This is a genomic window from Robertkochia aurantiaca (assembly GCF_020166495.1).
In the GTDB taxonomy this organism is placed as follows: domain Bacteria; phylum Bacteroidota; class Bacteroidia; order Flavobacteriales; family Flavobacteriaceae; genus Robertkochia; species Robertkochia aurantiaca.
Genome location: NZ_JAINZS010000005.1, coordinates 440,721 through 463,427, shown reverse-complemented (window position 1 = coordinate 463,427; position 22,707 = coordinate 440,721). Strand labels below are relative to the sequence as shown.

At 37.3% G+C, this 22,707-nt stretch carries 22 protein-coding genes and 1 pseudogene; 1 reads left to right on the top strand and 22 read right to left on the bottom strand.

What is annotated here, in order from left to right; translation table 11 throughout:
- Positions 1–678 precede the first annotated feature (678 nt).
- The 4 genes from K7R10_RS10765 to K7R10_RS10750 all read right to left on the bottom strand — a co-directional run bounded on the left by K7R10_RS10765 (position 679) and on the right by K7R10_RS10750 (position 3,951).
- Entirely contained in the window at positions 679–1,518 is an 840-nt protein-coding gene (locus tag K7R10_RS10765; protein ID WP_224484716.1) for a hypothetical protein, read from the bottom strand.
- Positions 1,519–1,917: 399 nt separating this feature from the next.
- Entirely contained in the window at positions 1,918–2,550 is a 633-nt protein-coding gene (locus K7R10_RS10760) for a peptidase associated/transthyretin-like domain-containing protein (RefSeq protein WP_224484715.1), read from the bottom strand.
- A 192-nt stretch (positions 2,551–2,742) separates the two neighbouring features.
- Positions 2,743–3,285: a DUF1697 domain-containing protein gene (locus K7R10_RS10755; RefSeq protein ID WP_224484714.1), complete on the bottom strand. Its 543-nt coding sequence runs from the start codon at positions 3,283–3,285 to the stop codon at positions 2,743–2,745.
- Between the two features lie 201 nt (positions 3,286–3,486).
- Positions 3,487–3,951 carry an N-acetyltransferase gene (locus tag K7R10_RS10750; protein WP_224484713.1) on the bottom strand — a complete coding sequence of 155 codons (465 nt, stop codon included), beginning with the start codon at positions 3,949–3,951 and terminating at the stop codon, positions 3,487–3,489.
- A gap of 498 nt (positions 3,952–4,449) precedes the next feature.
- Here K7R10_RS10750 and K7R10_RS10745 point away from each other — a divergent pair, with 498 nt between their 5' ends.
- Positions 4,450–5,817 carry a hypothetical protein gene (locus K7R10_RS10745; protein WP_224484712.1) on the top strand — a complete coding sequence of 456 codons (1,368 nt, stop codon included), beginning with the start codon at positions 4,450–4,452 and terminating at the stop codon, positions 5,815–5,817.
- A 235-nt stretch (positions 5,818–6,052) separates the two neighbouring features.
- Here K7R10_RS10745 and K7R10_RS10740 read toward each other — a convergent pair whose 3' ends face one another.
- From K7R10_RS10740 to K7R10_RS10655, 18 genes and pseudogenes are all read right to left on the bottom strand, one after another.
- Complete coding sequence (locus K7R10_RS10740) at positions 6,053–7,072, bottom strand: endonuclease/exonuclease/phosphatase family protein (protein WP_224484711.1); 1,020 nt, start codon at positions 7,070–7,072, stop codon at positions 6,053–6,055.
- A 397-nt stretch (positions 7,073–7,469) separates the two neighbouring features.
- Entirely contained in the window at positions 7,470–7,997 is a 528-nt protein-coding gene (locus K7R10_RS10735) for a hypothetical protein (protein ID WP_224484710.1), read from the bottom strand.
- Positions 7,998–8,262: 265 nt separating this feature from the next.
- A complete protein-coding gene (locus K7R10_RS10730; RefSeq protein WP_224484709.1) occupies positions 8,263–9,261 on the bottom strand; it encodes a tetratricopeptide repeat protein in 999 nt (332 codons plus the stop codon).
- A gap of 708 nt (positions 9,262–9,969) precedes the next feature.
- A complete protein-coding gene (locus tag K7R10_RS10725; protein WP_224484708.1) occupies positions 9,970–13,224 on the bottom strand; it encodes a T9SS type B sorting domain-containing protein in 3,255 nt (1,084 codons plus the stop codon).
- Positions 13,225–13,461: 237 nt separating this feature from the next.
- Positions 13,462–13,764, bottom strand: coding sequence for a hypothetical protein (locus K7R10_RS10720; protein WP_224484707.1), 303 nt, complete (start codon positions 13,762–13,764; stop codon positions 13,462–13,464).
- A gap of 442 nt (positions 13,765–14,206) precedes the next feature.
- Positions 14,207–14,641: a hypothetical protein gene (locus tag K7R10_RS10715; protein WP_224484706.1), complete on the bottom strand. Its 435-nt coding sequence runs from the start codon at positions 14,639–14,641 to the stop codon at positions 14,207–14,209.
- A gap of 234 nt (positions 14,642–14,875) precedes the next feature.
- Positions 14,876–16,138: a MutS-related protein gene (locus K7R10_RS10710; RefSeq protein ID WP_224484705.1), complete on the bottom strand. Its 1,263-nt coding sequence runs from the start codon at positions 16,136–16,138 to the stop codon at positions 14,876–14,878.
- Between the two features lie 659 nt (positions 16,139–16,797).
- Positions 16,798–17,301, bottom strand: coding sequence for a hypothetical protein (locus K7R10_RS10705; protein WP_224484704.1), 504 nt, complete (start codon positions 17,299–17,301; stop codon positions 16,798–16,800).
- Between the two features lie 189 nt (positions 17,302–17,490).
- Positions 17,491–17,778: pseudogene (locus tag K7R10_RS15350) on the bottom strand (type II toxin-antitoxin system RelE/ParE family toxin); the annotation flags it as partial.
- Between the two features lie 20 nt (positions 17,779–17,798).
- Positions 17,799–18,044: a hypothetical protein gene (locus tag K7R10_RS10695; RefSeq protein WP_224484703.1), complete on the bottom strand. Its 246-nt coding sequence runs from the start codon at positions 18,042–18,044 to the stop codon at positions 17,799–17,801.
- A 268-nt stretch (positions 18,045–18,312) separates the two neighbouring features.
- Complete coding sequence (locus K7R10_RS10690; protein ID WP_224484702.1) at positions 18,313–18,726, bottom strand: type II toxin-antitoxin system VapC family toxin; 414 nt, start codon at positions 18,724–18,726, stop codon at positions 18,313–18,315.
- Entirely contained in the window at positions 18,723–18,968 is a 246-nt protein-coding gene (locus K7R10_RS10685; protein ID WP_224484701.1) for a DUF6364 family protein, read from the bottom strand. The genes K7R10_RS10690 and K7R10_RS10685 overlap by 4 nt, the downstream gene beginning before the upstream one ends.
- A 222-nt stretch (positions 18,969–19,190) precedes the next feature.
- Positions 19,191–19,919 (bottom strand): hypothetical protein, encoded by a 729-nt coding sequence (locus K7R10_RS10680; RefSeq protein WP_224484700.1) that lies wholly within the window; start codon positions 19,917–19,919, stop codon positions 19,191–19,193.
- A 209-nt stretch (positions 19,920–20,128) separates the two neighbouring features.
- Positions 20,129–20,416, bottom strand: coding sequence for a type II toxin-antitoxin system RelE/ParE family toxin (locus tag K7R10_RS10675; protein WP_224484699.1), 288 nt, complete (start codon positions 20,414–20,416; stop codon positions 20,129–20,131).
- Entirely contained in the window at positions 20,409–20,648 is a 240-nt protein-coding gene (locus K7R10_RS10670; protein ID WP_224484698.1) for a ribbon-helix-helix domain-containing protein, read from the bottom strand. The genes K7R10_RS10675 and K7R10_RS10670 overlap by 8 nt, the downstream gene beginning before the upstream one ends.
- Before the next feature lie 235 nt (positions 20,649–20,883).
- On the bottom strand, positions 20,884–21,183 hold the full coding sequence (locus tag K7R10_RS10665; RefSeq protein ID WP_224484697.1) for a HigA family addiction module antitoxin: 300 nt from the start codon (positions 21,181–21,183) through the stop codon (positions 20,884–20,886).
- Between the two features lie 10 nt (positions 21,184–21,193).
- On the bottom strand, positions 21,194–21,475 hold the full coding sequence (locus tag K7R10_RS10660; protein WP_224484696.1) for a type II toxin-antitoxin system RelE/ParE family toxin: 282 nt from the start codon (positions 21,473–21,475) through the stop codon (positions 21,194–21,196).
- 246 nt (positions 21,476–21,721) lie between these two features.
- On the bottom strand, positions 21,722–22,309 hold the full coding sequence (locus K7R10_RS10655; RefSeq protein WP_224484695.1) for a hypothetical protein: 588 nt from the start codon (positions 22,307–22,309) through the stop codon (positions 21,722–21,724).
- Positions 22,310–22,707 lie beyond the last annotated feature (398 nt).

Genomic DNA, 22,707 nt, shown 5'->3' with positions numbered 1-22,707 from the left:
ATCAGAGTTAAATAATTTCCATTAGCATTATTAATGAAGATGTTGAAACTGTAATTGATTTTAAGTAAAGATTTGACTGCGGTAATACAAATAATATTGTAGCCATGGGTCTGTGCCATGATCTGTAGCTTCCCAAAAGCTATCGGGATGGTGGCGGGAAGCTTGAGTCACTGGAACCAAAGGGTCAATTTTTAGATCTGGTCTATTCCATGGGAAAGTTTGGAAACCTGACAGATCCTGGAGAAGGCTTTTTAGAACCTAATTTATCTTCATTATGTTAAAGTTCTATACATCACCATGATGAGCCCAACGATAAAAATGGAAGTAAAGATTAATTTGTTATGCCTGGCCAACCAATTTGGTAAAAAAATGTCAAAGTTATCTTTCTGTGAGTCAGAGTATTTGCGGGCAACAACAGTTAACGGGCAGGACATTTTAAACAATAATAAAATGAGACCCTCAATAATAATTAAGCTGATCCCTATCCATGTGTAAATCGTTACCGTATCTGTAAACCCTGTATATACGATGTAAAATATTACGGCAACGAAGAAGGCCCAGATTAAGGTATGAATGAATTTGATGGTATAGAGCTTATTGGCTTGGGTCATTCTTTAATTTCCTGATATATCGTTTTGAAATAGACTGCACATGGGTTCAGTATAAATTGAATGGTAGCTACCTTGAAAATAGATTGAAAAAATGTTCTGTGTCTTTAATGTCGTCTAAACCCAGAATCCAGCACACTTCTGAAAGGTCTGAGAAGTCCAGTCCGCCTGATGAAATCGCTTCATTGTGATATCGGCCTTCTTTTCCATTATACCTGTTTGACAGATCGATGGCTAACTGCCAGATCCCAATCAATTCGGGGTCATTTAATTTCTCTTTCAAATTGGTGAATTCAGGAGATCGAAATCCGGGAGTGCCATTTCCAACGGCATTGCCATCAGGAATCTTGTGATAATCAGTGTTGATCTTTACAAATTCCAGAGACGCGGGAGATGTAACTTCTTCATTCCAGTCGCTGTGCTGTACGAGGTGAATGCGCTGAGAAGTATTAATTTCAGGTAAATCGGTCTGTATTGATTTTATCAGCCCGGCAGAAAAATCAGATTGACCGGCATCTGCAATCCAAATATCACCATTATTCTCGAGCGTTCTTATTGCAATCTTTTTAACAAGGGCAACGGCGTTTTCAAAATTTTCATGAGCATCTGACAAGTTATTTTCAAAAGCCAGTTCAAATAATTCGTTGGGGGGTACATATAATCCCTCCTGAATGCCATAAGTACCGGCAACGGCATGATAATTTATTTTAGAAAATCTGGGATCAGACAGGAGTGTTGCAAAAGCAGCCACCGATTGGAGATCATCTACATCGGTTTTACAATCGTACTGAACCAGTAACAGATCTTTCTGCATATTGAACTTTCCGTACTTTAAAGATTCCTGGGCTTTACCGGAGGAAAAGAAAAGTATGGAAGCCGTTATAATGGAAACTAAGGTTTTTGATCTCATACGGCAAGTGTGTCGAAGATTTCTTATCAATTTAATGAAATCTTTTGGGTTTTTCTGTTGTATTAATTGTAGCCTAAATTCGGACAGTACGATATCGTGGAAGGCGATTCCGGAGTAAGATTGCATTTTTCAATCAATACAATCGTCAGAAGTCAATGCTTGTAACGATCAGGCTGTGCATACCTGCCTGCCTGACGCCAGGTTGACAGGGGGGCGGTAAGGGCCGCTGACTGCCCTTTTGAACTTTGACTTTCCTGCTTTGCGGAAGGCAGGGAAGGAGGCCGAAAACCTGGAAGGAATCTTTTCTTTATTGTTTTATACTGGAGTTCAATATATGAAAACGGGCTAATTCTCGTAGAAAAGACTACTAGGGTAAAGTCATTGTTGGGGGATGTTTTTTTATTCGTAATCTGGAATGTTCAGTCCCAAAATTATATCTCTGTTTGCTGTCCAAATACCGTTTTTCATTTCGAGTTTTACAATACCGTTTCCACCACGATTTTTTAGGTTTTGTATTTTTTCTTCTGTCAAATTCGGGTCGCTTTCAAAAAGGTAGCTATCCAGATAATATGGAATGGTATTCGGCTCTTTTACATAGATATGGATGTGTTCAGGTTCTTCTGCTTCAGGATATGATGCCGGTCGGAAAGTGAAAAAGGTAAATTTTCCATCTGTTCCTGTTTTTAGCCAGCTACGATGTTGTCCGTGGGTTTTTTCCCAACCAACAGGTTTTTCGCTTGGTTGGTAGATTCCATTTCGGTCAACGTGATAAACGTAGAGGATTATATCTTTCGCCGGTGTTTTTCCGTCATTCTGAAAAACAGTACCAGTAATTTTAATTTTAGGTTCATTGTCTTGAAATCCAGGTAAGGTGTCGATGACCTTCGGCTCAATGTTGAGTTTTTGATAATCCAAAGTTGCCTCGCAATCTTGGCAAGGCCCGCCAACAGATCTTTCCGTTTCTGCATTCGCTTGTCCTTTGCAAGAGGTCGCAATTAAGCTAATCAGGAGTATTGCTAAGTGTTTTTTCACGATTCTGGTTTAAATGTTGCACAACGGCAGGGTTATGCGCAGTTGTGGTTGGTTGGCCTGAGGCTTTGGAAAGGGCCAGGGAAGCATGTATGGTACCTAAAGGATAGTTTATAGATTCATGAAAGCATCCCGAATTTTTCTGGTATCGATTGAATGTTGATATTTTTTGAAGCAATTAAAAGTTGCCTTTTTTTAATTTTTACTGAGTTCGAATAATTTTAATACAGTTTTCCAATTCCTTGTGGTCGCACCGACTTTGAGCTTCTTCTCAAAAAAGTTGTTTGTCAGTTTCGATTGGTGATATTTCCCTTCGCAGTAGATAAATATATCTCTTCCTTTTATTTTAAATCTATCCGGTTCGTAATTGTATGATTTTGCCTTATCCTGATTTTCATCAGTTGGTTCTTCCTTCAGGAAGGTCAGGTGTAAATGGCCAATATCACTATCATTCCTGTAAAAGGGATTTTGACTAATTGCGGTCTCTATTTCTTTGGGTGTTCTTACAATTACCGGAACTTCTAATCCAAACGCCTCCTTTAACGCTTCCTCTATATTTTTCGACAATTCTATGTTATCAATGTCGTTTTTCGATTCAAAAAACACATTTCCGCTTTGGATATAGGTGTGAACATTCGAAAACTTCATTTTCTCAAACATTGATTTTAAATCGGCCATCAGGATTTTTCGTTTTCCTCCGACATTGATACCTCTTAAAATTGCAATTCTTTTGTGCATTTTTCAGTTTTTTCTTGATTACCGCCAACGCTCAGGCTATGAGCCCCCTGCATACCAGGCCTTAGGCAGGGTGTACGGAGCTGGCAGAACTGGGGGCTACTGAGTAGGCCAGGCTCAACTTTTACAATTGGTCTAAAGTAATGAAAATATGCTAAGCTTGTAAGAAACGAACTATGGCTTATGCACGATGTGGTAGCCAGTTTATTTTTTCCAGGTGATTTTTACAGCGGAAATTTTACCAAGCTCAAACCTTTCACCGGAAATAATTTGGAAGTTATTTTTCAAATAAAATTGTAATGGAGACTTATAAACCGCCCCATTCTTTTTTCGATCTTTATCATGGTCAATGACCCAGCCATTTAATACAGGCTTATTTTCTTTAGCGAGGTTAAGAATTATTCGTCCAAGACCTTTTCCTTGAATTTTTGAGTCAAGGATAATTACAAACCACTTTTCGTTGTCTCGGTCGAAATCGACATACCAGCCTTTTATCGACCGATTATTATCAATTAAGAGGATATATGATGGATTCTCTAAACTTTCAAGCCATGTTTCAAAATCAGAAATGGAGCCGTGAAATAATTTCTCGGGATATTCATTGTTCCAGAGATTAAGAACTTCGTATTTCTGAAGAGAAGTTAATTTTTTCGTGCGGATAGATTTCAAGTAAAAAGGATGATTTTTAAAATTGGTTGCAACGGTATGGCTATGAAGCGTTGTGATGAGTTGTTCTGAGCCAGTGGCGTGGACCTTAAACTCTGGCTAAGGCTCAAAAAAACAGTGAAAACGAAATGCTTCATGCGGGTTCTTTGACGTTCAATTTAAGGATATTTTCTAAACGGTGTAAGATGCTGAAATGCTTTATAGCCCTTTGCTGGCAACATTTTTTACTTCGTATGTGATTTAAGCGTTTTCATCTTTTTCTATCCTAAGTTGGAATAATCGGGGCCTTTTAATCTTTACCTCTGTTCACCTGCCAAAAAGAAACCAAACCACATTTACTTACATTTGCTGTTGGCAAAAAATCAATAATTATTTTCTTTGCTTTTCATGCAAAAAGTTCAATTCTTTCTTACAATATTGTTAAAAAGCAATTCTAGCGTTGACAATTTGCATCTAACCTGGCTCTTAAGAGTGCTATCAACCTGAATTAACTCTAATCAAATGAGAATAATACCACTACTATTGTTTCTGACATTTTTTTCCTTTCATTCTCCCGCAATCAGTCAAACACTGATTGATAATTACAGCCCTCCCAATAAACTCGGGGTGTTTATCGATGGTTGTGAACGAAGAGATGGAGGCTGTGATTTGGATTTTATTCGAACGGAAATTACGGCCGTTGACTTCTATAGGGATAATCAAAAGGCTGATGTCTTTCTGCTGATTAACACGAACAGATCTGGTGGAGGTGGAAGACAATATCAACTGATTTTTATTGGTCAACAAAACATTCATGCTGGAAGATCAGACACTCTTTATGTAAATAATAAACAGACAGATACCGACTTTGAAGTGCGGGAAAAACTAACTCGGTTTATCAAATTGGGATTAGCACCGTTTGTTGCAAAAACCAAGGTTGGAGAGGAGATCGAAATCAATATGAAGACTGACTCTGATATTCCGGAAGATACAATACAGGAAAACGTTGATCCCTGGAATTTCTGGGTTTTTAATGTGGGGAGTGATGCGAACATTGAATTAGAGGAATTGAGCAGTGAAATCAATTTTGGCGGAGACATCAATATTAACCGTATCACCGATGAATGGAAAATATCCATATCCGGGAGAATAGATGAAAGGCTGAGAAGAACGATTCAAAAGGTACCTAGAGTTGATGATAATGGCAATCCGGTTCTTGATGAAGACGGTAACCAGTTCATCGATGAAGTTGAGAATAATTTTGATATTTCAGAATTTGGCTTTAGTCACCAGCTTGTAAAGTCACTCACCCCCCAATGGTCTTATGGATATGATATTGCCGGTCGTCAGAACACCCGCCTTAATTATAAGTTTCAAAGCAGCTTCAGACCAGCTGTAGAGTACAATTTTTTTCCGGAATCAGTGCAGAATTCCAGATTTCTAAGAGTGAACTATGGGGTTGAAGTCAGAAATAATAATTATGTCGACGAAACGATTTACGGTGCTATTGAAGAAACCAGGGTCCTCCATAGTTTGAGAGCTAGTCTGGGACTAAATAAACGTTGGGGAAACCTGGAGCTGGGATATCGTCTTAGAAATTATCTGGATGATTTTAGCTTTTGGTCCACAGGTTTGAATATCAGGGCAGAAGTCCGTGTCACCGGGAATTTTTCTTTTTATGTAAGGGCAGAAGGCAACTACGTAAAGGACCAGATTTACCTCGCATCCGGAGATTTCACCGAACAGGATATTTTGAGCGGGAGAGTCAACCTACCCTCAGCTTATAACATCGATACGAGATTTGGATTTAATTACCGGTTTGGTTCGAATCTCAATAACTTCGTGAATCGAAGATTTTTTGGAAGGGCCAATTTTGTTGGGAATGATTAAGGTGTCATTCCTTGCTTTATAGGATCAAACTAACTGAAATCCTACTCGAATTAGGATTTGAATGTATTCATTTCTTTTTGGGGATCAGGTTACCATGCAGAGCTTTTTCAGCTCAATGTTCCTGTCAAAGCTCAAAATCCACCTGCAGTAATTGAGGTATCTTCCGGATCTGGAGCAGATGCAACTACCGGGCCTGCCAATATGGTAACATTCCAATCAAAAAGTTTTTCTTTGTTTACTTTGATTGAAAACCTGTTGGTAACACCAATTCGATATATATGGGAAAGTGGTCAGAGTCAATATCAGACTGTCGCTCTAATTTTACTACTCGAAATTCTTTGGTAACCAATATGTGGTCCAAAGGCCAGCGCATCAAAGCATTCTCTGCATTATAACTATTGAAAAAACCTCTCCCAACTCTTACATCATTTAGCAAGTCATTTGTTTCTGTGAGTTCGTCGGTTGCCCCCCAACTTACATCATTAAAGTCTCCGGCGACTATTATGGGTAAATTACTGTTTTTGATTTTTTTGCCGAGTGTTTTCATTGCGGTCTCTTGTTGACCTTCATTGTCCGGGAAATATTCAGAATGCTTAGGAGGTACCGGATGCATTGAATATAAAAGTATGTCCTCTCCGTTTTTAAGCTGAATAGTACATTCAAAAGAGGGTACTTTCTCGTTATTTAAATAATTTACGTCAACGTCTTTCAAAGGGGATTTGCTATATAGGGTCATCCCATACGCTACATTATTGATGGTTTCTTGTGTATACGGGTAGTCTGTCTCAATCTGTTCCAATTGTTGATCCCACCAATCATCAATTTCCATAGCAATAATTATATCGGGATTTTTAAGTTGGATTAAATTTAAAAATGGTTGGGCATTCCGATTAGTCATCTTTACGTTTGCCAATAAAATACTGATTTGGTTATCAGGTGATACATCTTCTTCTGATGCTGTAGGAACTGTTTTGGAAACTATAGTTGTATAATTCACCAGATAGCTACCGTTAATGATCAGTCCTCCGGCTAAACCTAAGACCAGAAGATAATCGTGCCATTGCCATCTTTTTGCAACTATTAAAAACAGGATCAGGCTGATAATAGAGGCAATAAAGAATTGTATTCTGGAAAAATCGAGCATTTTTAAGAATCGACTTTCTGTATTTCTTAATATGGAGAGGAGGGAGCATACCGCTAGAATTATTGTGGCTGTGGCTACAATATAATATATTGTTTTTCTGAGTTTTTCCATGTTATAATGTTTATCAAAATTGGTTGTTATATGCTTCTTTAATTTAGCAGCATACAACAAAAACTTCGCAGCCAATTCTGTGATTGAAAAGTTCGTTTAATGGATGTTTTTCTCACTGGAGAGAACGAGCTTAATAATATGAACAGGTGTTTTTTCATCATTGCCACTAACGGTTGGTGCACGAGCCTCAGCCTACCTGGCGTTAGGCAGGCAGTGTTGAGAGTAAGTGGATTAAGTTTTGTGGTAATACCGTCCGTAGGGCAGGGGCTTTTGACGGCTGTTAGCTTGAGCCACTGGAACACTGGACTCATTTTTTACGTATTGTCTAATTTAGGGATTATTTTCGAAACTTGTAGGAGGGAAGCAATGGCTTATACACGGTGTTGTGGTTAGTTGTTTAAGTTTGAACAAAATATAAGATTTCGATTATTTTGTTGGTATTTGAATCAACTTTGATGGAGATGGGGCAACAATCAGCGTTACCTAATGTAAATTTATAATAATTATAACCGTCATATTGATTGCCAATAACCAAATTTGGGCCCAATGTTTCAATATTATCTCCAATTTTAGCCCGTTTCCCATCTATAGATATCGACTTTGATTCTAACCTGCCTATTTCGGGAGTTTGATTCTCTGATAAGCCATTGAAGAATATTATCAAGCCATCACTGGTATAGAAGGATCTCCATTTTTCACCAATTTCAATGCCACCCTCACATACTTTATCAATTGCTAAAAGCTTTTGCATTTCATTAATTACTCCATTTGTTGCTTTTAATTCAGAGAGTTTAACTCCATGAAATTCAATTGCATGGTATTGATTGGGTGGCAGCTCATTTGACTTTACTTGGGCATTGACTTCGATTTGTATGGATATGCTGAGGAAAAGGAGGATCCCGGTGTAAAGTTTTGATATTCTCATTTTTGAAGAAGAGTTTTTGCAATTACTCACGACGGTAAGGCTCTAAGTCCATGCCTACCTGGCGTTAGGCAGGCATCGTTGCAGGTGAGTGGATCGAGCCAAGCGTTCCTGCCTGCGGGCAGGCAGGGGTTATTACCTCTGGCCGGGCTCGAGCCACTGTGTTGCCAGGCTCATATTAGTTATGATTTTAAATATAGGAAAATAGTCAAAACTTGTAGGAGCCAAGCATTGGCTTATAGCCATTGTTACAAGCAGTATTTATCTTTTAATTTTTTTCTTTCTTAATCTTAATTTCCTTTTTCGGTTTTTCTCCAACCTGAATTGTTCCAAAATTTCCACTTTTCATCATTTCTTTAAATTGCTCAAAAGCACTCCAAAAATTTCTACTTAATTTTCCTTCTTCAATTTCTTTATCGATTACAGGTTTAAAATAATTCCATACGTAATTATCTTCTCCGTATGTTCCTCTTTGATGCCATAATATAATCCAAGCTCTTTCTTGCCAACCGTGTTGTTCGGTTATTTCCATCAATCTTGCAACGTTCAAAGAGTCAACTCTTTTCATTAGGTCAGAAGTTGTTTTCTTGTATTCTTCTTTTGTTTTGTGAAATAAAATTTTCTTTAATTCTTTTACCTTTATTGTATCATTTTCTTTTTGTGCTTTAAAAAAAGCATCTCCGGCATTTTGATAATCAATTTCGCTATAGCCATCCAAATACATTCCTGTTTTTCTTACGAATTGGTCTCTTGCTGTTAATTCTTCTATTTCCAAATACAAATCAATATCTTCAATTGACGAGAAGTATTTTTGACGTAGTTTGTTATAATCTGAAATTATCTGTTTGTAAAATTCTTTTTCTTGAATATCGGTAAAGCCTTTGTAATCCTTTAAATAACTTTTCGGAGCTCCGCCAACTGAAACACCTTTTCTAATCCATTCGTCAGCAAGAGTTAAATTATTCAGGTTTAGCGCACATTCTGCCAAATTAAAAAATGGCGTGCTTGAATTTGGTATTAAAATTTCAAGCGCATTCTTATATTTTTCGATTGCCTGTTCACAATTTCCATTTTTTCTCAAAGTATTCGCTTCGGAAATAAGCCTATCGTGTTTATCGTATTCCGTCTGTCCATAACTGAAAGATGAAATCATTAATAGAAGTAATAGCATTTTTCTCATATTGATTGTAACGGTTGGTGTATGAGCCGTTGCGGGTGAGTGGATCAAGCTGAGCGTTGGCCTTTGGCGGTTGGTAGCTTGAGCCACTGAAACGCCAGGCTCAACTTTTAAGATTTGTCTAATCTAGGGAATATTTTCGAAACTTGTAGGAACCTAGCAATGGCTTATACACGATCTTGTAAGATCGTTGTATTAATTTCTGCTTTTGATGGAGTAGCTTTTATTTTCTTTCACTTAATCGATGGTTCAATTTTTCAATTAACTCATTCTTTTCCCGAACCTCAATCTGATAATATCTCATTGATATGAATAGATATGATAAAACCAGAACAAGCCTTACATCAGCATTATCAAAAATACTTATGCTTGTTGTTTTACTGAGTATCCATAGTAAAAAGAACAGTGAGATGGATAGTATGGAAGTAATTCTAAATACTCTTTTCATCAGGTTTTTTTATTGATGTTGATTTTAACAATGAACCACAGCTGTCAGGCTAAGAAGCGGAGTTATGTGGCTTAGAACAGCGCTGAAACGCAACATCGTATATTATTCTTCGAAGCTTAATATATGAATATTTTCTAAATTCTGTAAGTTCATAGTCATAGTTTAACACGGGTTTTTATAGAAGCTAGCATTAAGACTGTATGGTCGGTATCCCGGTAAGATTTGCGTCGGGTTTTGCAAAATCACATGGGGTAGTAATGGGATTACCTGAGGAGCATAGTACAGAAGGGTAGCCCAGGTCGTAGTCGTTTTTGAATGACCGGTAAACTACCTGTTGATGATTTTCAATTTTATCTTTTTAAGGTGAAATGACCGGAAAAAATCGTGCCTTCACCAAGATTGGCCTTAAACCAGTAATCATTAGAAAGCATTTCCCTTCCATTGAAAAATCCGTCCCAACCAACATCATTATATCTTAATTGAGCTAACAATTTACCATATCTGTCATAGATAAAAACTTGTGAATTTGGGAATTCTTCAATTCCATAAATGTGCCAGTAATCGTGTTTCCCATCTTGGTTGGGGGTAAAGAATTTCGGGTAGTCTACCAAATTGATTTGCCTGCTATCTTCACCGCAGCCTTTCCGGTCCCGCACTATCACCACATAATTACCTCCGCGAAGGTCATGAAAATAATTGCTCTCCTGAAATGTGATTCCATCAACGGAATATTCAAATTCTCCGTCACCGGTAGCAATGATCTCAATGAAATTATTATCAGATAATTCACCTTTTCGAATCTCAAGAATATTTGGTGGTTCAGACCGGATTAATTCAAATTCATACCTGTTTTCACAATACAATCCATTTAAGGTTTTACCAATGGTAAGAGAATAAGTTCCGGCTTCGACTAACTCTGCTTTGAAGCTGGTTGAGATGACCTCATTGTTCTCGTACACCCATTGGTAGTGGTCGAAATCTTTCTCTATTTCAACAGATTTGGAAGGCTCAAGATCACATATTACATATTTCGATTCCAGAAGAGCAGAGGAAGGCGCTTCATTGACAAACAGATCAAAGCTTGTTTCAGCATAGCAAATGTCGTTTAATTCATTTTCTACCCGTACAAAGATGGTTTGACTCCAGGGAGTGGTGTTTTCGAAATTTTCAGGAAGGGGTTGGGGTAATTCTAAACCGTCGTCGGTGAACAAACGAACTTTTAAACCCGTTTGATCAGCAATGATCTGATTTTTGATGTGAGAAATGTCAAAGCTGGAATATCCTTCCCCTGCATTACAGGCATAAACGGGAAGAGGTTCGTTGATTTGGGGCTGTTCGGATGTACGCAATACCAGTTGGGTTTCAGCAAAACAGTACGTTTGTTCGTTGGTTACTCTTACCGTTATAGTCTCTTGATATGTTTTGCTATTCGTATAAGGATTTGGAAGCGGACTGGGCAGTTCGTTACCGTATTCATCAAAATAAGATACTGTCATTCCCATTTGACCATTCAGAACCTGAGATTCAATTTCTGAGGTGTCGAAATACTCAGATATGCCGTCATTGTTATCATCACAACCAATTAATGCTACTGGTTCATGAGCAAGCGGAAGCGGGTTGACCACCAACTTAAACGAAGACTCAGTGTAACAGGCATTCAGATCGTTGAAGACTTGTACTCTAATCACCTCTTCGTTGGCAATTTTGTTTTCAACCGAATGTAAAGGAGGCTGTATAAGATTCCCATTGGTTCGAATAAACCGGACAGAGGCCGCATTACTTTCCGTCAGGATGTTTTTCTGTACTTGTTGGAGATCGAAAGTGGAAAATCCGTCAGTCTCATTGCTGCACGAATAAAGATCGGGAACGGCAGAAATCGATGGAGTGGACTGGACAATCAGATCAAAGGTCGTTTCAGAATAACAGCAGGGCTGATCCCTGTGGGCTACCCTGACAATGATGGTCTCTCGGTCGGTTACTTTATTGGTATAGGGATTGGGCAGGCTATCATATTGATTCCCCAGACCATCAATATAAGTGACTTTCATATTATTTTGACCCCCCAGGACCCTTTCGGTTACTTCAGAAATATCAAAACCAGAGGAAATCCCTGTATCTGATATATCTTCACACGCATAAATGTTATCGATGACATAGGCATTGGGGGGTTCAATGACGTCAATTATTTCTGATAGCACCTCTGTACTGCCATCTTGTGCGGTAATTGTAGCGGTAATGGTATAGGTGCCATTGGCAGTAAAATCGTGAAAAGGAGAAAGATCTTCAGAAAAATTGTTTATGCCTGAGGCATTATCTCCGAAATCCCATACCACGGAAGCAACATTTGCGATAGGCTCCAGCGTAAATTCTTTTAAGAATTCTGAACAAATATTCGAAGTGTTAATCTCGAAATTGTTTGTTACGTGACGGGTATTCCCCGTTACGTTGATATAATAGTTAATGTCAGGATCTTCAACCGAAATATATTCTTTATAGGGGGTGCATCCTCCTGATTCTGAACGCAGCCAGGACTCACCGGTATTCTGAACCCCTCCTGCGATAAAAATATATCCGGAGGAACTTGCGCTTCCCAGATTAAATACCTCCACAAGAATTTTATCAACATGTGCAGGCACAACAACAGGGGTTCCGAATACGATGTCAAATACTTTGGGTTTCGAGTGGTTTCCGGAACCGAAATACGGTATGGAGATCACCTGACTGCTTCCGATTAAATCATCTTCTGAATATGAATCAGGAAAGTTGTCATCAATACTATAAATATTAAATTGAATCTTCGCATCCCAGACCCCGACACTAGAAAGGGCTACCTGTGCTCTGTCTATGATAAATTCTTCATTGTTTGAAACACCAAAATCTTCCAGGACGAAAGTTCTGCCAAATTTTAATCCTCCCCCGCTACAGGTATACTGTCGGGTTTTGATAACGTCATCGCAGGCGTTATGCGTCAAAAGAATTTCAGGGCCCAGGTGGTTTGTGTCTATTGCCGTTCCCGTAATATTGATAAAAAAGTTGGCGTTTGGTACGGGGGTACTGAGTTCTGCGGTATTGGTATAGGCGTATACGTCATGACAACCCCAGTACCAGGAAATATCATTGTCGTTTTCTGTTCCGGAAATGTACGCAATAGATTCGTCGTGATTATTGATATCGTAAAACTTTCTGACCTCCACCATGATCCGTTCTGTTCCGTCAGGAATCACTATCGGATTCTGAAATGCGACATCAATAATTTCCGGAACGTCGCCAATAACAGGAAGTTTTACTTTTTGACTACTGCCAATCAGGGTCGTTATTGAAAAAGAGTCAGGGAAATTTGAGTCTATTTGGTAAACACGAAATTGTATGCTTGCTCCGCCCCCGGAATTATAAATGGCAACCTGACCGGAGTTGATGGAAAATTTTTGGGTCTCAGAAATATTAAATTCAGAAAGCGTGAAGGTTCTTGCCCAGGATTGAGCATACTCGCATGAAGACATGTTGGTTCTTACCGCATTTCCGCCGACGTTATGGGTTAAAGTGATTTGTGCTGAAGTCAGGGTGCACAATAAAAAAGACAATACAATCAGGAAGCTTCTATGCATACGGTAATCAGGTTATTCAGGGCAACGGTTTTAGCTATCATGAGGAGTAAGATCCGGGCTTTTTATTCCAATAGGAATACTTGATACTTCGTGATTATACTGCTATAAATGGCGATTAAGCTTTATTTCATTAACAGGATAAAAATTTTACTTTCGGCTAATCTAGGGAATATTTTCGAAACTTGTAGGAGCCGGGCAATGGCTTATACACGGTGTTAGTATTCGTGATTTTACTTTCTAAGAAGAGTATTTATCTATTAATGATTTATAGAATTTTATAATAGGATCTATAAAATGTTGCCAATCATCCATTTGAAGATGATAGGTCGTTTTCACTACGAATGAATTTTCTTCAGGCTTTCCGGTTATGGTAGGTTCGAACCTGGTAGTTTTAACCAATTTTTCGATATGCCTGAAAGTCGGAAGACTCATAATTTCTTCTATTGTTTTTTTATCATCTCCCTTGGTTTTAAAATACCTGTCTCTCATAGATATTAATCGGAAAATATCCTCTCTGGCATTGATTTCGAACGATTGCATTAGGGTGCAATTTTTAAGTTCACAAAAGGTATTTGCTGCATATGCAGTACCCACCGTATTCTTGATTGATATCAAACAGTTTTTATAAACTATTTTTAGATAGAAAATGGTATGAGGGCTTCGGATAGCTAAGTCGACATTGGGAATATCTCGATCTGTCAGGGAGAAACTTCCACCCTCCTGGTTGGCTATCTTTTCGAAATGCTTGATTATATGGTTCATGAATGCTAATGGTTGGTTAATGAAGTATTGTGGTGTGTGGGTCTGATCCCGTGGCGTTGGCCATTATCCCGGAGCTTCGGGAGCAAGAACCAAGGCAGCAAGTACAATAATTTTGGTTTTTAATGCTGATCAAGATACAGAAAATAGTCTAATCCTTATTGGAATGTAGCGCTCCTGCCTGCCGGCAGGTGGGTGGGGATAGCAATGTTGGCAAATAGCTTTATTTTACCACTTTCAGTCCATTAATGTTTATTTTTAGTATTACATCCTTGCGACTGCTATAACTGCCATATTCAATTTGAACTTCTCTTTCATATTCTTTTATATCATTCCATTTTATAAACTTTGGATTGTAGAATGGACCGACTTCGAAAAGATTTTGATTCGGTTCTTCATCAAATTCGGAAACTGCAATGAGTAAATTATGAGAAACCTCGTGTCCCTCCGGGATTCCAGCGCTTCCACTTCCATTATCAATTTTGTAAATTCTAACAGACAAATAACTCGCTCTATTCTCTCCGATTAGTTCAGAACTATTCAAGACCTCAACTAGTCTCTCGTTTTCAGATTTCTCTATTTTCAACTCATTTTGTCCAAAAGCTGCTGGGATAAAACATATGGTAAAAATTAGAAGGAATGTTGATTTTATGTTCATTTTTTCAGCTTTTGCCTAACGGTTAGTGTATTAAGCTTTGTGTGAGGGTGTTCCAAGCCTTTGGCGTTGGCAGTTATCCCGATCCTTAGGGAGCAAGGGCCAGGGCAACAAGCATGATAGCTTTGGTTTTTAATATTTATCAAGATACAGAAAATAGTATAATTTTAATAGGAATGTAGTGCTCCTGCCTGCCGGCAGGTGTGTGGGTATAACCAGTTTTACCTGCTGACTTTTTTAATTCAACAGTTTATTCAATCCTTCTTTTTCAAATAAAATTCGACCAACTTTTATCTCCGACCATCCTTTTTTAAGTTGATATTTAAAAGTTGGCTTATTTTCAGTCAATTCACAATCGATATAATAGTTTTCTATTTGACCGTTTGAAAAATGTTTCAGGTCTTGAATGTGAGTAGAAATAAAGAAGTATGAATTAACGAATTTACTCAATCCATTTATTGTTGTCTTACAAATTTCTAAGCCATCCTCTACATTAGTCCCGCTAAATAGCTCATCAAAAACTGCAAAGCATTTTCTTCCATTTGTTGCTTGTACAGCTACGTTTTTTAGATTCAGAATTTCAGTCATGAAGTGGCTATAACCATTTAAAATATCATCTCTTCTGTTTATTTCTATGGAAAAATAATCGCAAAAAGGAATTTCTGCTTCGGATGCAGGTATACCAACCCCTAAATGACCAAAATAAATACAAAGGCTAATAGCCTTAAGGCAGGTTGATTTTCCGGACATATTCGGACCATTTAATACGATTACGTTACTACTGGTTTCAAGATTGTTTTTGACCGGATTTTCTAGTAATGGATGATAAAAATTATGAAGCTTAATATGACCTTCAGTAAAGGTCGGATAGGAAAAATTATGCTTAGTTATTCCGGAACTAATTGATAGGTAAGCCTCGAATAGAAAAAAATCTTCCCAAAAAGGTTTCAATAATTTCTTTTGTCTTAACGAATTGATTATTTGAGTCAGCTCAATTATGTGGTTATTCTTTAATCTTTTTTCTCGGATTAAGCCTTCATATTTATGAAGGTTGAATTTTGAAAAGAACTGTATTATTCTTCTAATATTTGAAGCATACTCCTTTGGGAAAGACGCTAATTTTAGCCTGGTGAAATACCTGGACTCCAATCGATGGAAAAACAGAATCAATTGATTGAACTTACTTATATATCTTGCTTTTTCTTGTTTGGATCCAAACAATTTGTATTTAAGTCGGTTTTGAGATAAGTCATCTATTTTTCCATCATTCAGGAAATAGTAGACTTCGTTTAGATATAAAACCGTGTAAGAATAGTCATTTAATATTTTACTATTAAGGGAGTAGCCTTTTAATATATTTTGACGTTCAGATATTTCTTCTGTTGACTTTAATGGGTTTTTAAGAATCTCAAGAATTTTATTTTTTGTGAATATATTCAAGGAATAATCGAATAAAGGCAAAATTTCTTGATCAATATTTAGGTCATTCAGATTATTCATTGTCTTATTCAGGCTTGTGTTTTTCAAGATTACAGGTGATGGTCTAGCTATGAAGGTTTATGGAAGCTTGTTCTGAGTCCGTGGCGTTGGCCTTTATCCCGACGCTTCGGGAGCCGGGGCTCAGAGCTACATTGAAAACTTGACGCTTCATTTTTGTTATAGGAGTTCAATATAAGAAAATAGTCTGATTCTTACAGGGATGTAGCCCTCCTGCATGCCGGCAGGCAGGTGGGTATGGTCAGTGTTGTAGCACGTTTTTTTATTCAGTTAAGTTTATTTCAGATATAATTCTAAAAAATGCTCTAATCGATTTCCCGGAATTATCATTTTCCAAATATCTTTTTTGGAAATTATTTTTTATCAGCAAGTCTTTTTCCGTCAGTATAAGTGCGGTAGATTAATGAGTAAAAAACTAAAAGTCCAACAAATAAATCTCCATTAATCAAGTCGAATTTATACAACCATAATAAAATTCCCAGCGGTGCTAAAATAAAGATGTAAAAGGTTAATAGATTTTTCATTTGCATTCTGTTTTTATTGCTTACGGTTGGGCTATGGCCCGTTGCCGGCGGGTTGATTGATGCGTCCGATGGAAACTAATAAACTGGTTGAGTTCATGATTTCTTTTTCTTTTTTAGAAGTATTGCACTAGGCATGAGCTATAGCCGATGTGAGTCCAAGTTTTGTTTATCAGTAATGTCATGGTGAAATTCATATAGTGCTTTTCCGTTTTCTACTTTTCGCCATTGTTTTCGGATTAATCGAGATTCCAGTGTCATTTTTTCAGAGTTAAACATTCGACTTTTATAAATTCGTTCAATTAATTCTTGTTCCGATAATATTATCCATCTTCCATTAAATTTATACCCTCCGTGATTGCCCAGTCTCGCTTTAAATTCAGTTTTGTCTTTACGAACTTCTGTAAATGCTCCTGAATCCCCAAGAGTTACAGGTAATTGATTAGGCTGTAATCCAAAATAAGCATCATAAAATTTCAAAACACAACGATTATCAAGTTCGGAAACGATAGTTTTCAATCTGTTGAAAGTCGTTTCATTGTTCAATTCCAAATCCACAATAGTTTTTTTGCCGTATTTCACGCCTTTAATTTTGTCACATATGACTTCAATGAAGTTTTTAAAAGAATTGATTTTCGTATTCATTTTCAAATTTGTGCTAACGGTTGGTGTATGAGACCCTGTCTACTTGCCGGCAGGCAGGGGCCTTGACGGCTGAAAGCTTGAGTCACTGGAACGCAAGGCTCAACTTTTACGTTTAGTCTAATCTAATGAATATTTTCGATAGTTCTAGGAGAGAAGCAATGTCTTATACATGTTGTTATGCACGGGCTTTTACTTTTCTCTTTTCATTTTTTCAGGATTTTGACGGGTATCGAAGACATCATTTATTTCAATTCTATTTCTCGATAAATCAATTCTGTAAATGATATTATAGTTCTTGTGAACGAGGTATCTGAAGTTTAAAATCCGGTCTTTAAGTAGAGGTTCCTCAGGGCCAATTTCTGGTTGACCTTCTAATTTAGTAGTCTCTTCGAAAATGCCGTTCACAATTTTCCGGGCAACCTTAAGGCCTGCTTTTTCCTTATGATAGTCGAAAATAGATTTGAGTTCGTCTGTAGCGAAGGGGGTCCATTAAATTTCTAAGCCCATTTATCGATTTCAGATTTGAGGTCTTTGCTTGATTTTACACGACCTTCTTTTGAGTCTTTTAAAGACTGGTCAATCCTTTTGTTGAACTCTTCGATGGACATAGGAGACATTTCATTCTCTTCAGCTGAGTTCCTTTCTTTTTTCAAAAGTTTTTCCAACTTAGAAATTGCTTCTTCACTTTGAAGTTTAAGGAACTCCTGGATAAATTCTATTTTTCGAGATTGAAGATCCATCATATTGGGCTTTATTCAAAGATAAGGATATTATGTTTTTTGGTAAACGTGTCTTTTTCTCGCTTGTGCATAACGGTAAGTGTATGACCCGTGGTGGGTGAGTGGATCGAGCCGAGCGTTGGCTCCCGATCCTTCGGGATACCTCTGGCAAGGCTCAGAACAACAATGAATGCGGTACGCTTCATGTTAGTTCTTAGACGCTCAATTTAAGAATATTTTCTAAACGGTGTAGGATGCAGCAATGCTTTATAGCTGATGTTAGCCATTGTCATTATTTTTTAGCCAAGTATTCTTTGGATGTCAGAACAGGAAGTTTTGAGCCTTTAAAGTCTTTTTTATTACGTGTTATGATAAGCTCAATATCGTTTTCTATTGCTGAATAATATTGCAAACCATCTTCAAAATCTTTGAAATTCGTATCGCTTAAAGCGAGTTCAATTATTTTGTCATCAAGATTTAGGATCTCAATAAGGACTTTAAATTTTCTTAAAATTTCACGTGATTTTTTAACAGAGGTCAGTTTAGCAAGAATGTAATTCGTATTAGCGAAAGTTAAAGAAGAAATAGCCAGTGTGATTTTGTTTTCATCGGCGAGAGTAAATAATGTCGCAGCGTCTTTGTAATAAGGCTCCCTTTTTGCCAATAAGTCAATTATAACATTGGTGTCTATCGAAATGCGACTCATTTATATTTCTCGATTAAGTAGTCGGTATAATCATTTTGCTCGTCGAAGTCTTGGTCTAAATTAATGACACCGCTTAAGCTTTTAACTAAAGGAGAGATTTCTTCTTTTTTTGAAGATGGTTTGGTTAGTGAGGACAAATAAGATTCAATCAACTTTGAAAGGCTGATATTATTTTCTTTTGCGTAAGATTTAGCTCTTTCAATAATTGATTTATCCAGACTTAAAGTTAGTTTCTTATCCATGATAAAAAGGTATTACGTGTAAAATTAATAATAATATACGTAATAAAAAAGAGGGAGGATTTAAAGCTTGTTGCTAACGTTCGGTGTATGAGCCGTTGCGGGGGAGGGGATCAAGCTGCGTGGTGGCCTTTACCTCTGGCCGGGGCCAGGGCAGCGAGTCACATAGCGTTGGTTTTGTTATGGGGGTTAATATAGAGGAAATAGTTGAAACTTTTCAGAATTTTAGCGCTTGCGTATAGCCTGATGTTGTAGCCAGTTCTTTAATTTTTCTTTTCTTAATTCAAAAGGTTGTCTCCTATTTATTGAATATTGGGAACTGGGGACATTTCCTTCTGACTTCTCTTCTTCCTCATGCCATTGCTTATTATTTTCGAAAAACTCATAGGCTTCTTTCCATTTCTCTTGAAGGATATAGAAGTCCACTATTAGTTCAAGGTTTTTTATCGGATACTCTTTTAGTTTTTCTATTGCCGAATTGAGCGAAGTATAGTTTTGGAAAAAGTTAAAGCCTGCCTTTTTGGTATTCTCAACGACTTTTTCCATCAGTTTGATATTGTCATATTTTACTAAATCATACCAACCTAAATTGTAGAATTCTTTATCCCATCCATCAATATAATCTACTCTTGTTCCGTCAATAGCATTTCCCCAATTTTTTTCAAGTTTATAATATTCGGTCTCCCACTTTCGGTATTTCGGAGAAAATGAATTAATGAATATATCGAACTCGACGCTTCTATTTCCTTCGTTATATTTCCTTCCAAACCAGCTAAGATGAAAATCAAAGAACTCTCCTTTTTTCTTGAACTTTCTTTTTGACTTCAAGTATTTAAACCCTTTCGGTTCAAGAACGGGAGTTAAAAACTCAACCATTAAAGCGTCGATTCGAGGTCCTGGTTTGAGATCATCATAAAGATGAACAGTTTTCTTATTGAATAGATTAAGTTTCATTTGCTCAATTGGCTACAACGGTAAGGCTATGCACAGGCGTGGGTAGCTGGCCTGGCCCGTGGCGTTGGCCTTTACCTCTGGCCGGGCTCGAGCCACCAAAACCCCAGGCTCAATTTTTTCGTTTGGTCTAATCTAGGGAATATTTTCGAAACTTGTAAGAACCAAGCAATGGCTTATACAAGATGTTAGGCATTAGTATCTTTTTGTTTTTACAGGATTTGGTTTAAATCTTGTCTTCCTATTATTGCCATTATTTCCACATAGTCCTCATTTATTTTGTAGTAAATAGAGTCAACACCGCAAACACATCTTCGGTATCCTTTCCTGATGTAACTAACGGATTCAAATGAGAATGGTTGTTCTGCGATCAATTCAAAATGTTCGAAAAGTGCGTCAAAGTATTTGTCAGCCTGGTTTACTCCGAATTTTTTTACGCCATATTGATGGATACAAATCAAATCCTCTTTGGCAACATTACTCAATTTGAATTTAGCCATTAAGCAAAGCCTTTGATTGTTTTAGAATATCCTCTTTGCTATCCGAGGTAAATCCACTTTGTTCGGCTTTTTCTAATTTGGCATTGATCCAATCAATTCGGATTTGTTGTTTTCTAGCCTGACGAATTAAATCGTTAACCAATTCACTCTTGCTTGAATACTCTTTTTTATCAATTTGAGCTTTCAACCATTCGTCATTTGGTTCGGTAAATGAAATGCTTTGTCTTGCCATGATAATTGTATTTGATGTAAATTTACACCAAAAATGAATCAAAGGCAATATTTTCAGATATTATTGCTAACGGTTGGTGTATGAGCCGTAGCGGGTGGGTGGGTCAAGCTGCGTGTTGGCCTTTGGCGGTTGGTAGCTTGAGCCACTGAAACGCCAGGCTCAACTTTTACGTTTTGTCTAATCTAGGGAATATTTTCGAAACTTGTAAGAACCGAGCAATGGCTTATACACGATGTTATGCTGCGTTATTTTCTATGGGTTTAATATTATTAAGCTCTTTTTGCTTTAATTCTTTTTCTTCTTCAATGTCATAATCGTCTTGAAGACCTAGCCAGAATTTGGCAGAAGTACCAAAGTATTTGGCTAGCCTTAAGGCAGTATCTGCAGTTATTCTTCTTTTCCCTTTAATGATTTCACTTATTCTGGTTTGAGGAATAAAGGTTTCTTTGGAAAGTCTGTAGGCAGATATTTCCATAGGATCAAGAAATTCTTCTTTGAGAACTTCCCCTGGGTGTATGTTTTTTAGCTTACTCATCCTTCCTTATTTAATGGTAATCAACAATTTCTACGTTAAAGGCGTTGTCGTTTTCCCAATTAAAAATAATTCTCCATTGTTTATTTACTCTTATACTGTAAAAGTTCTCTAAATCACCAGATAGTTTTTCAAGCCTATTTGCCGGAGGGATTCGCAGATCATCTATGTTTTGAGCATTGTTGATCATTCTTAATTTTCTACGAGCAACATTCTGAATATCAGCCGGCAATTTTCTGGACTGAATACCATTCCAGATTTTTTCTGTTTCCTTGCCGGAAAAGGTCTTAATCATTTATATAACGCTTTACGTTACTAACGCCAAAGATAAGTAATGTTTTTAAATGTGACAAGAACGCTTTCAATGCAGCATAACGGTTGGTGTATGAGCCGTTGCGGGTGAGTGGATCAAGCTGAGCGTTGGCCTTTACCTCTGGCAGGGCTCGAGCCGCTGTGTTGCCTGGCTCATTTTGGTTACGATTTTAAATATAAGTAAATAGTTGAAACTCATAAGAATCAAACCATGGCTTATAGCCCTTTGTTATGTGCTGTTAGCTTTCTCTTCAATTTTTGCTAATAAATTATTATACACTTTTCTAACCTCAGGAAGGTTGTCTAATGTAAATTGATAATCTTCCGTATCAATATAATTTTTTCGGAAAATAAGATTTCTCCACTCAAACTTATCTTTTGGGTCCTTCTCCCATAATTTATCATATTCTCCAAGAATGATGAACCCAGAATTATATGCATTTTCTCTCAATACCATTCTCGGGAAACTTTTAAAAGGAAAGCTTTTAATTATTTGATCTCTACGATTGTCATAAATGATTAATCTTTTATTGGTGATGAAGTATTCGGTTCTAAAGTTTCGAACCCAACGTTTTATGAGAGAATAAATTGAATTTAAAATCATTAATAAACCACTGAGAAGTGGCCATGCTAAATCCTGATTTCCGTTTTTAAATGCAGGTATAATTTTGGTAAGCACGAATGCGGCAAATAGGATTAAAAAAAGGTGCAAAAAGTCTTCATTTCTTAGCTGGAGTCCTATTTTTTTATGGATCTTATCTTCTATTACTTCATCGGGTTCTAGTTCTTGGTTTAGGACATGAGTTTGAGATACCATGATTAAAAAGTTTAGAAGATGGCCTTTGCTAATTGCACATAACGGTTGGTGTATGAGCCGTTGCGGGTGAGTGGATCAAGCTGCGTGGTGGCCTTTAGTGGCTGGGAGCTTGAGCCACTGAAACGCCAGGCTCAACTTTTACGATTTGTCTAATCTAGGGAATATTTTCGAAACATGTAGGGATCTAGCAATGGCTTATACACGTTGTTGTGTGCTGGCTTTGTATTTTTTAATGTCGTGCTTCATGACATTGTTTGCAAATGGATACTAGCCATTTAATGGGTTCCCTTCCGATATTACGTTTGGCATATCTCTTATGATGGATTTGCGTAGCCCTCGCTCCGCAGTATACGCATTTGTAGTTGTCTCGCTTTAATACCACATGTCTTTTCCTTTTC

What these genes read in the sequence shown, in the direction of transcription:
- K7R10_RS10670 (WP_224484698.1), bottom strand. Translation starts at nt 20,648, where the DNA reads ATGGCAAGACAAAGCATTTCATTTACCGAACCAAATGACGAATGGTTG.
- K7R10_RS10745 (WP_224484712.1), top strand. Translation starts at nt 4,450, where the DNA reads ATGAGAATAATACCACTACTATTGTTTCTGACATTTTTTTCCTTTCAT.
- K7R10_RS10755 (WP_224484714.1), bottom strand. Translation starts at nt 3,285, where the DNA reads ATGCACAAAAGAATTGCAATTTTAAGAGGTATCAATGTCGGAGGAAAA.
- K7R10_RS10765 (WP_224484716.1), bottom strand. Translation starts at nt 1,518, where the DNA reads ATGAGATCAAAAACCTTAGTTTCCATTATAACGGCTTCCATACTTTTC.
- K7R10_RS10720 (WP_224484707.1), bottom strand. Translation starts at nt 13,764, where the DNA reads ATGCAATCGTTCGAAATCAATGCCAGAGAGGATATTTTCCGATTAATA.
- K7R10_RS10710 (WP_224484705.1), bottom strand. Translation starts at nt 16,138, where the DNA reads ATGAATAATCTGAATGACCTAAATATTGATCAAGAAATTTTGCCTTTA.
- K7R10_RS10655 (WP_224484695.1), bottom strand. Translation starts at nt 22,309, where the DNA reads ATGGTATCTCAAACTCATGTCCTAAACCAAGAACTAGAACCCGATGAA.
- K7R10_RS10735 (WP_224484710.1), bottom strand. Translation starts at nt 7,997, where the DNA reads ATGAGAATATCAAAACTTTACACCGGGATCCTCCTTTTCCTCAGCATA.
- K7R10_RS10725 (WP_224484708.1), bottom strand. Translation starts at nt 13,224, where the DNA reads ATGCATAGAAGCTTCCTGATTGTATTGTCTTTTTTATTGTGCACCCTG.
- K7R10_RS10665 (WP_224484697.1), bottom strand. Translation starts at nt 21,183, where the DNA reads ATGAGTAAGCTAAAAAACATACACCCAGGGGAAGTTCTCAAAGAAGAA.
- K7R10_RS10690 (WP_224484702.1), bottom strand. Translation starts at nt 18,726, where the DNA reads ATGAGTCGCATTTCGATAGACACCAATGTTATAATTGACTTATTGGCA.
- K7R10_RS10715 (WP_224484706.1), bottom strand. Translation starts at nt 14,641, where the DNA reads ATGAACATAAAATCAACATTCCTTCTAATTTTTACCATATGTTTTATC.
- K7R10_RS10740 (WP_224484711.1), bottom strand. Translation starts at nt 7,072, where the DNA reads ATGGAAAAACTCAGAAAAACAATATATTATATTGTAGCCACAGCCACA.
- K7R10_RS10675 (WP_224484699.1), bottom strand. Translation starts at nt 20,416, where the DNA reads ATGGCTAAATTCAAATTGAGTAATGTTGCCAAAGAGGATTTGATTTGT.
- K7R10_RS10705 (WP_224484704.1), bottom strand. Translation starts at nt 17,301, where the DNA reads ATGAATACGAAAATCAATTCTTTTAAAAACTTCATTGAAGTCATATGT.
- K7R10_RS10695 (WP_224484703.1), bottom strand. Translation starts at nt 18,044, where the DNA reads ATGATGGATCTTCAATCTCGAAAAATAGAATTTATCCAGGAGTTCCTT.
- K7R10_RS10660 (WP_224484696.1), bottom strand. Translation starts at nt 21,475, where the DNA reads ATGATTAAGACCTTTTCCGGCAAGGAAACAGAAAAAATCTGGAATGGT.
- K7R10_RS10680 (WP_224484700.1), bottom strand. Translation starts at nt 19,919, where the DNA reads ATGAAACTTAATCTATTCAATAAGAAAACTGTTCATCTTTATGATGAT.
- K7R10_RS10685 (WP_224484701.1), bottom strand. Translation starts at nt 18,968, where the DNA reads ATGGATAAGAAACTAACTTTAAGTCTGGATAAATCAATTATTGAAAGA.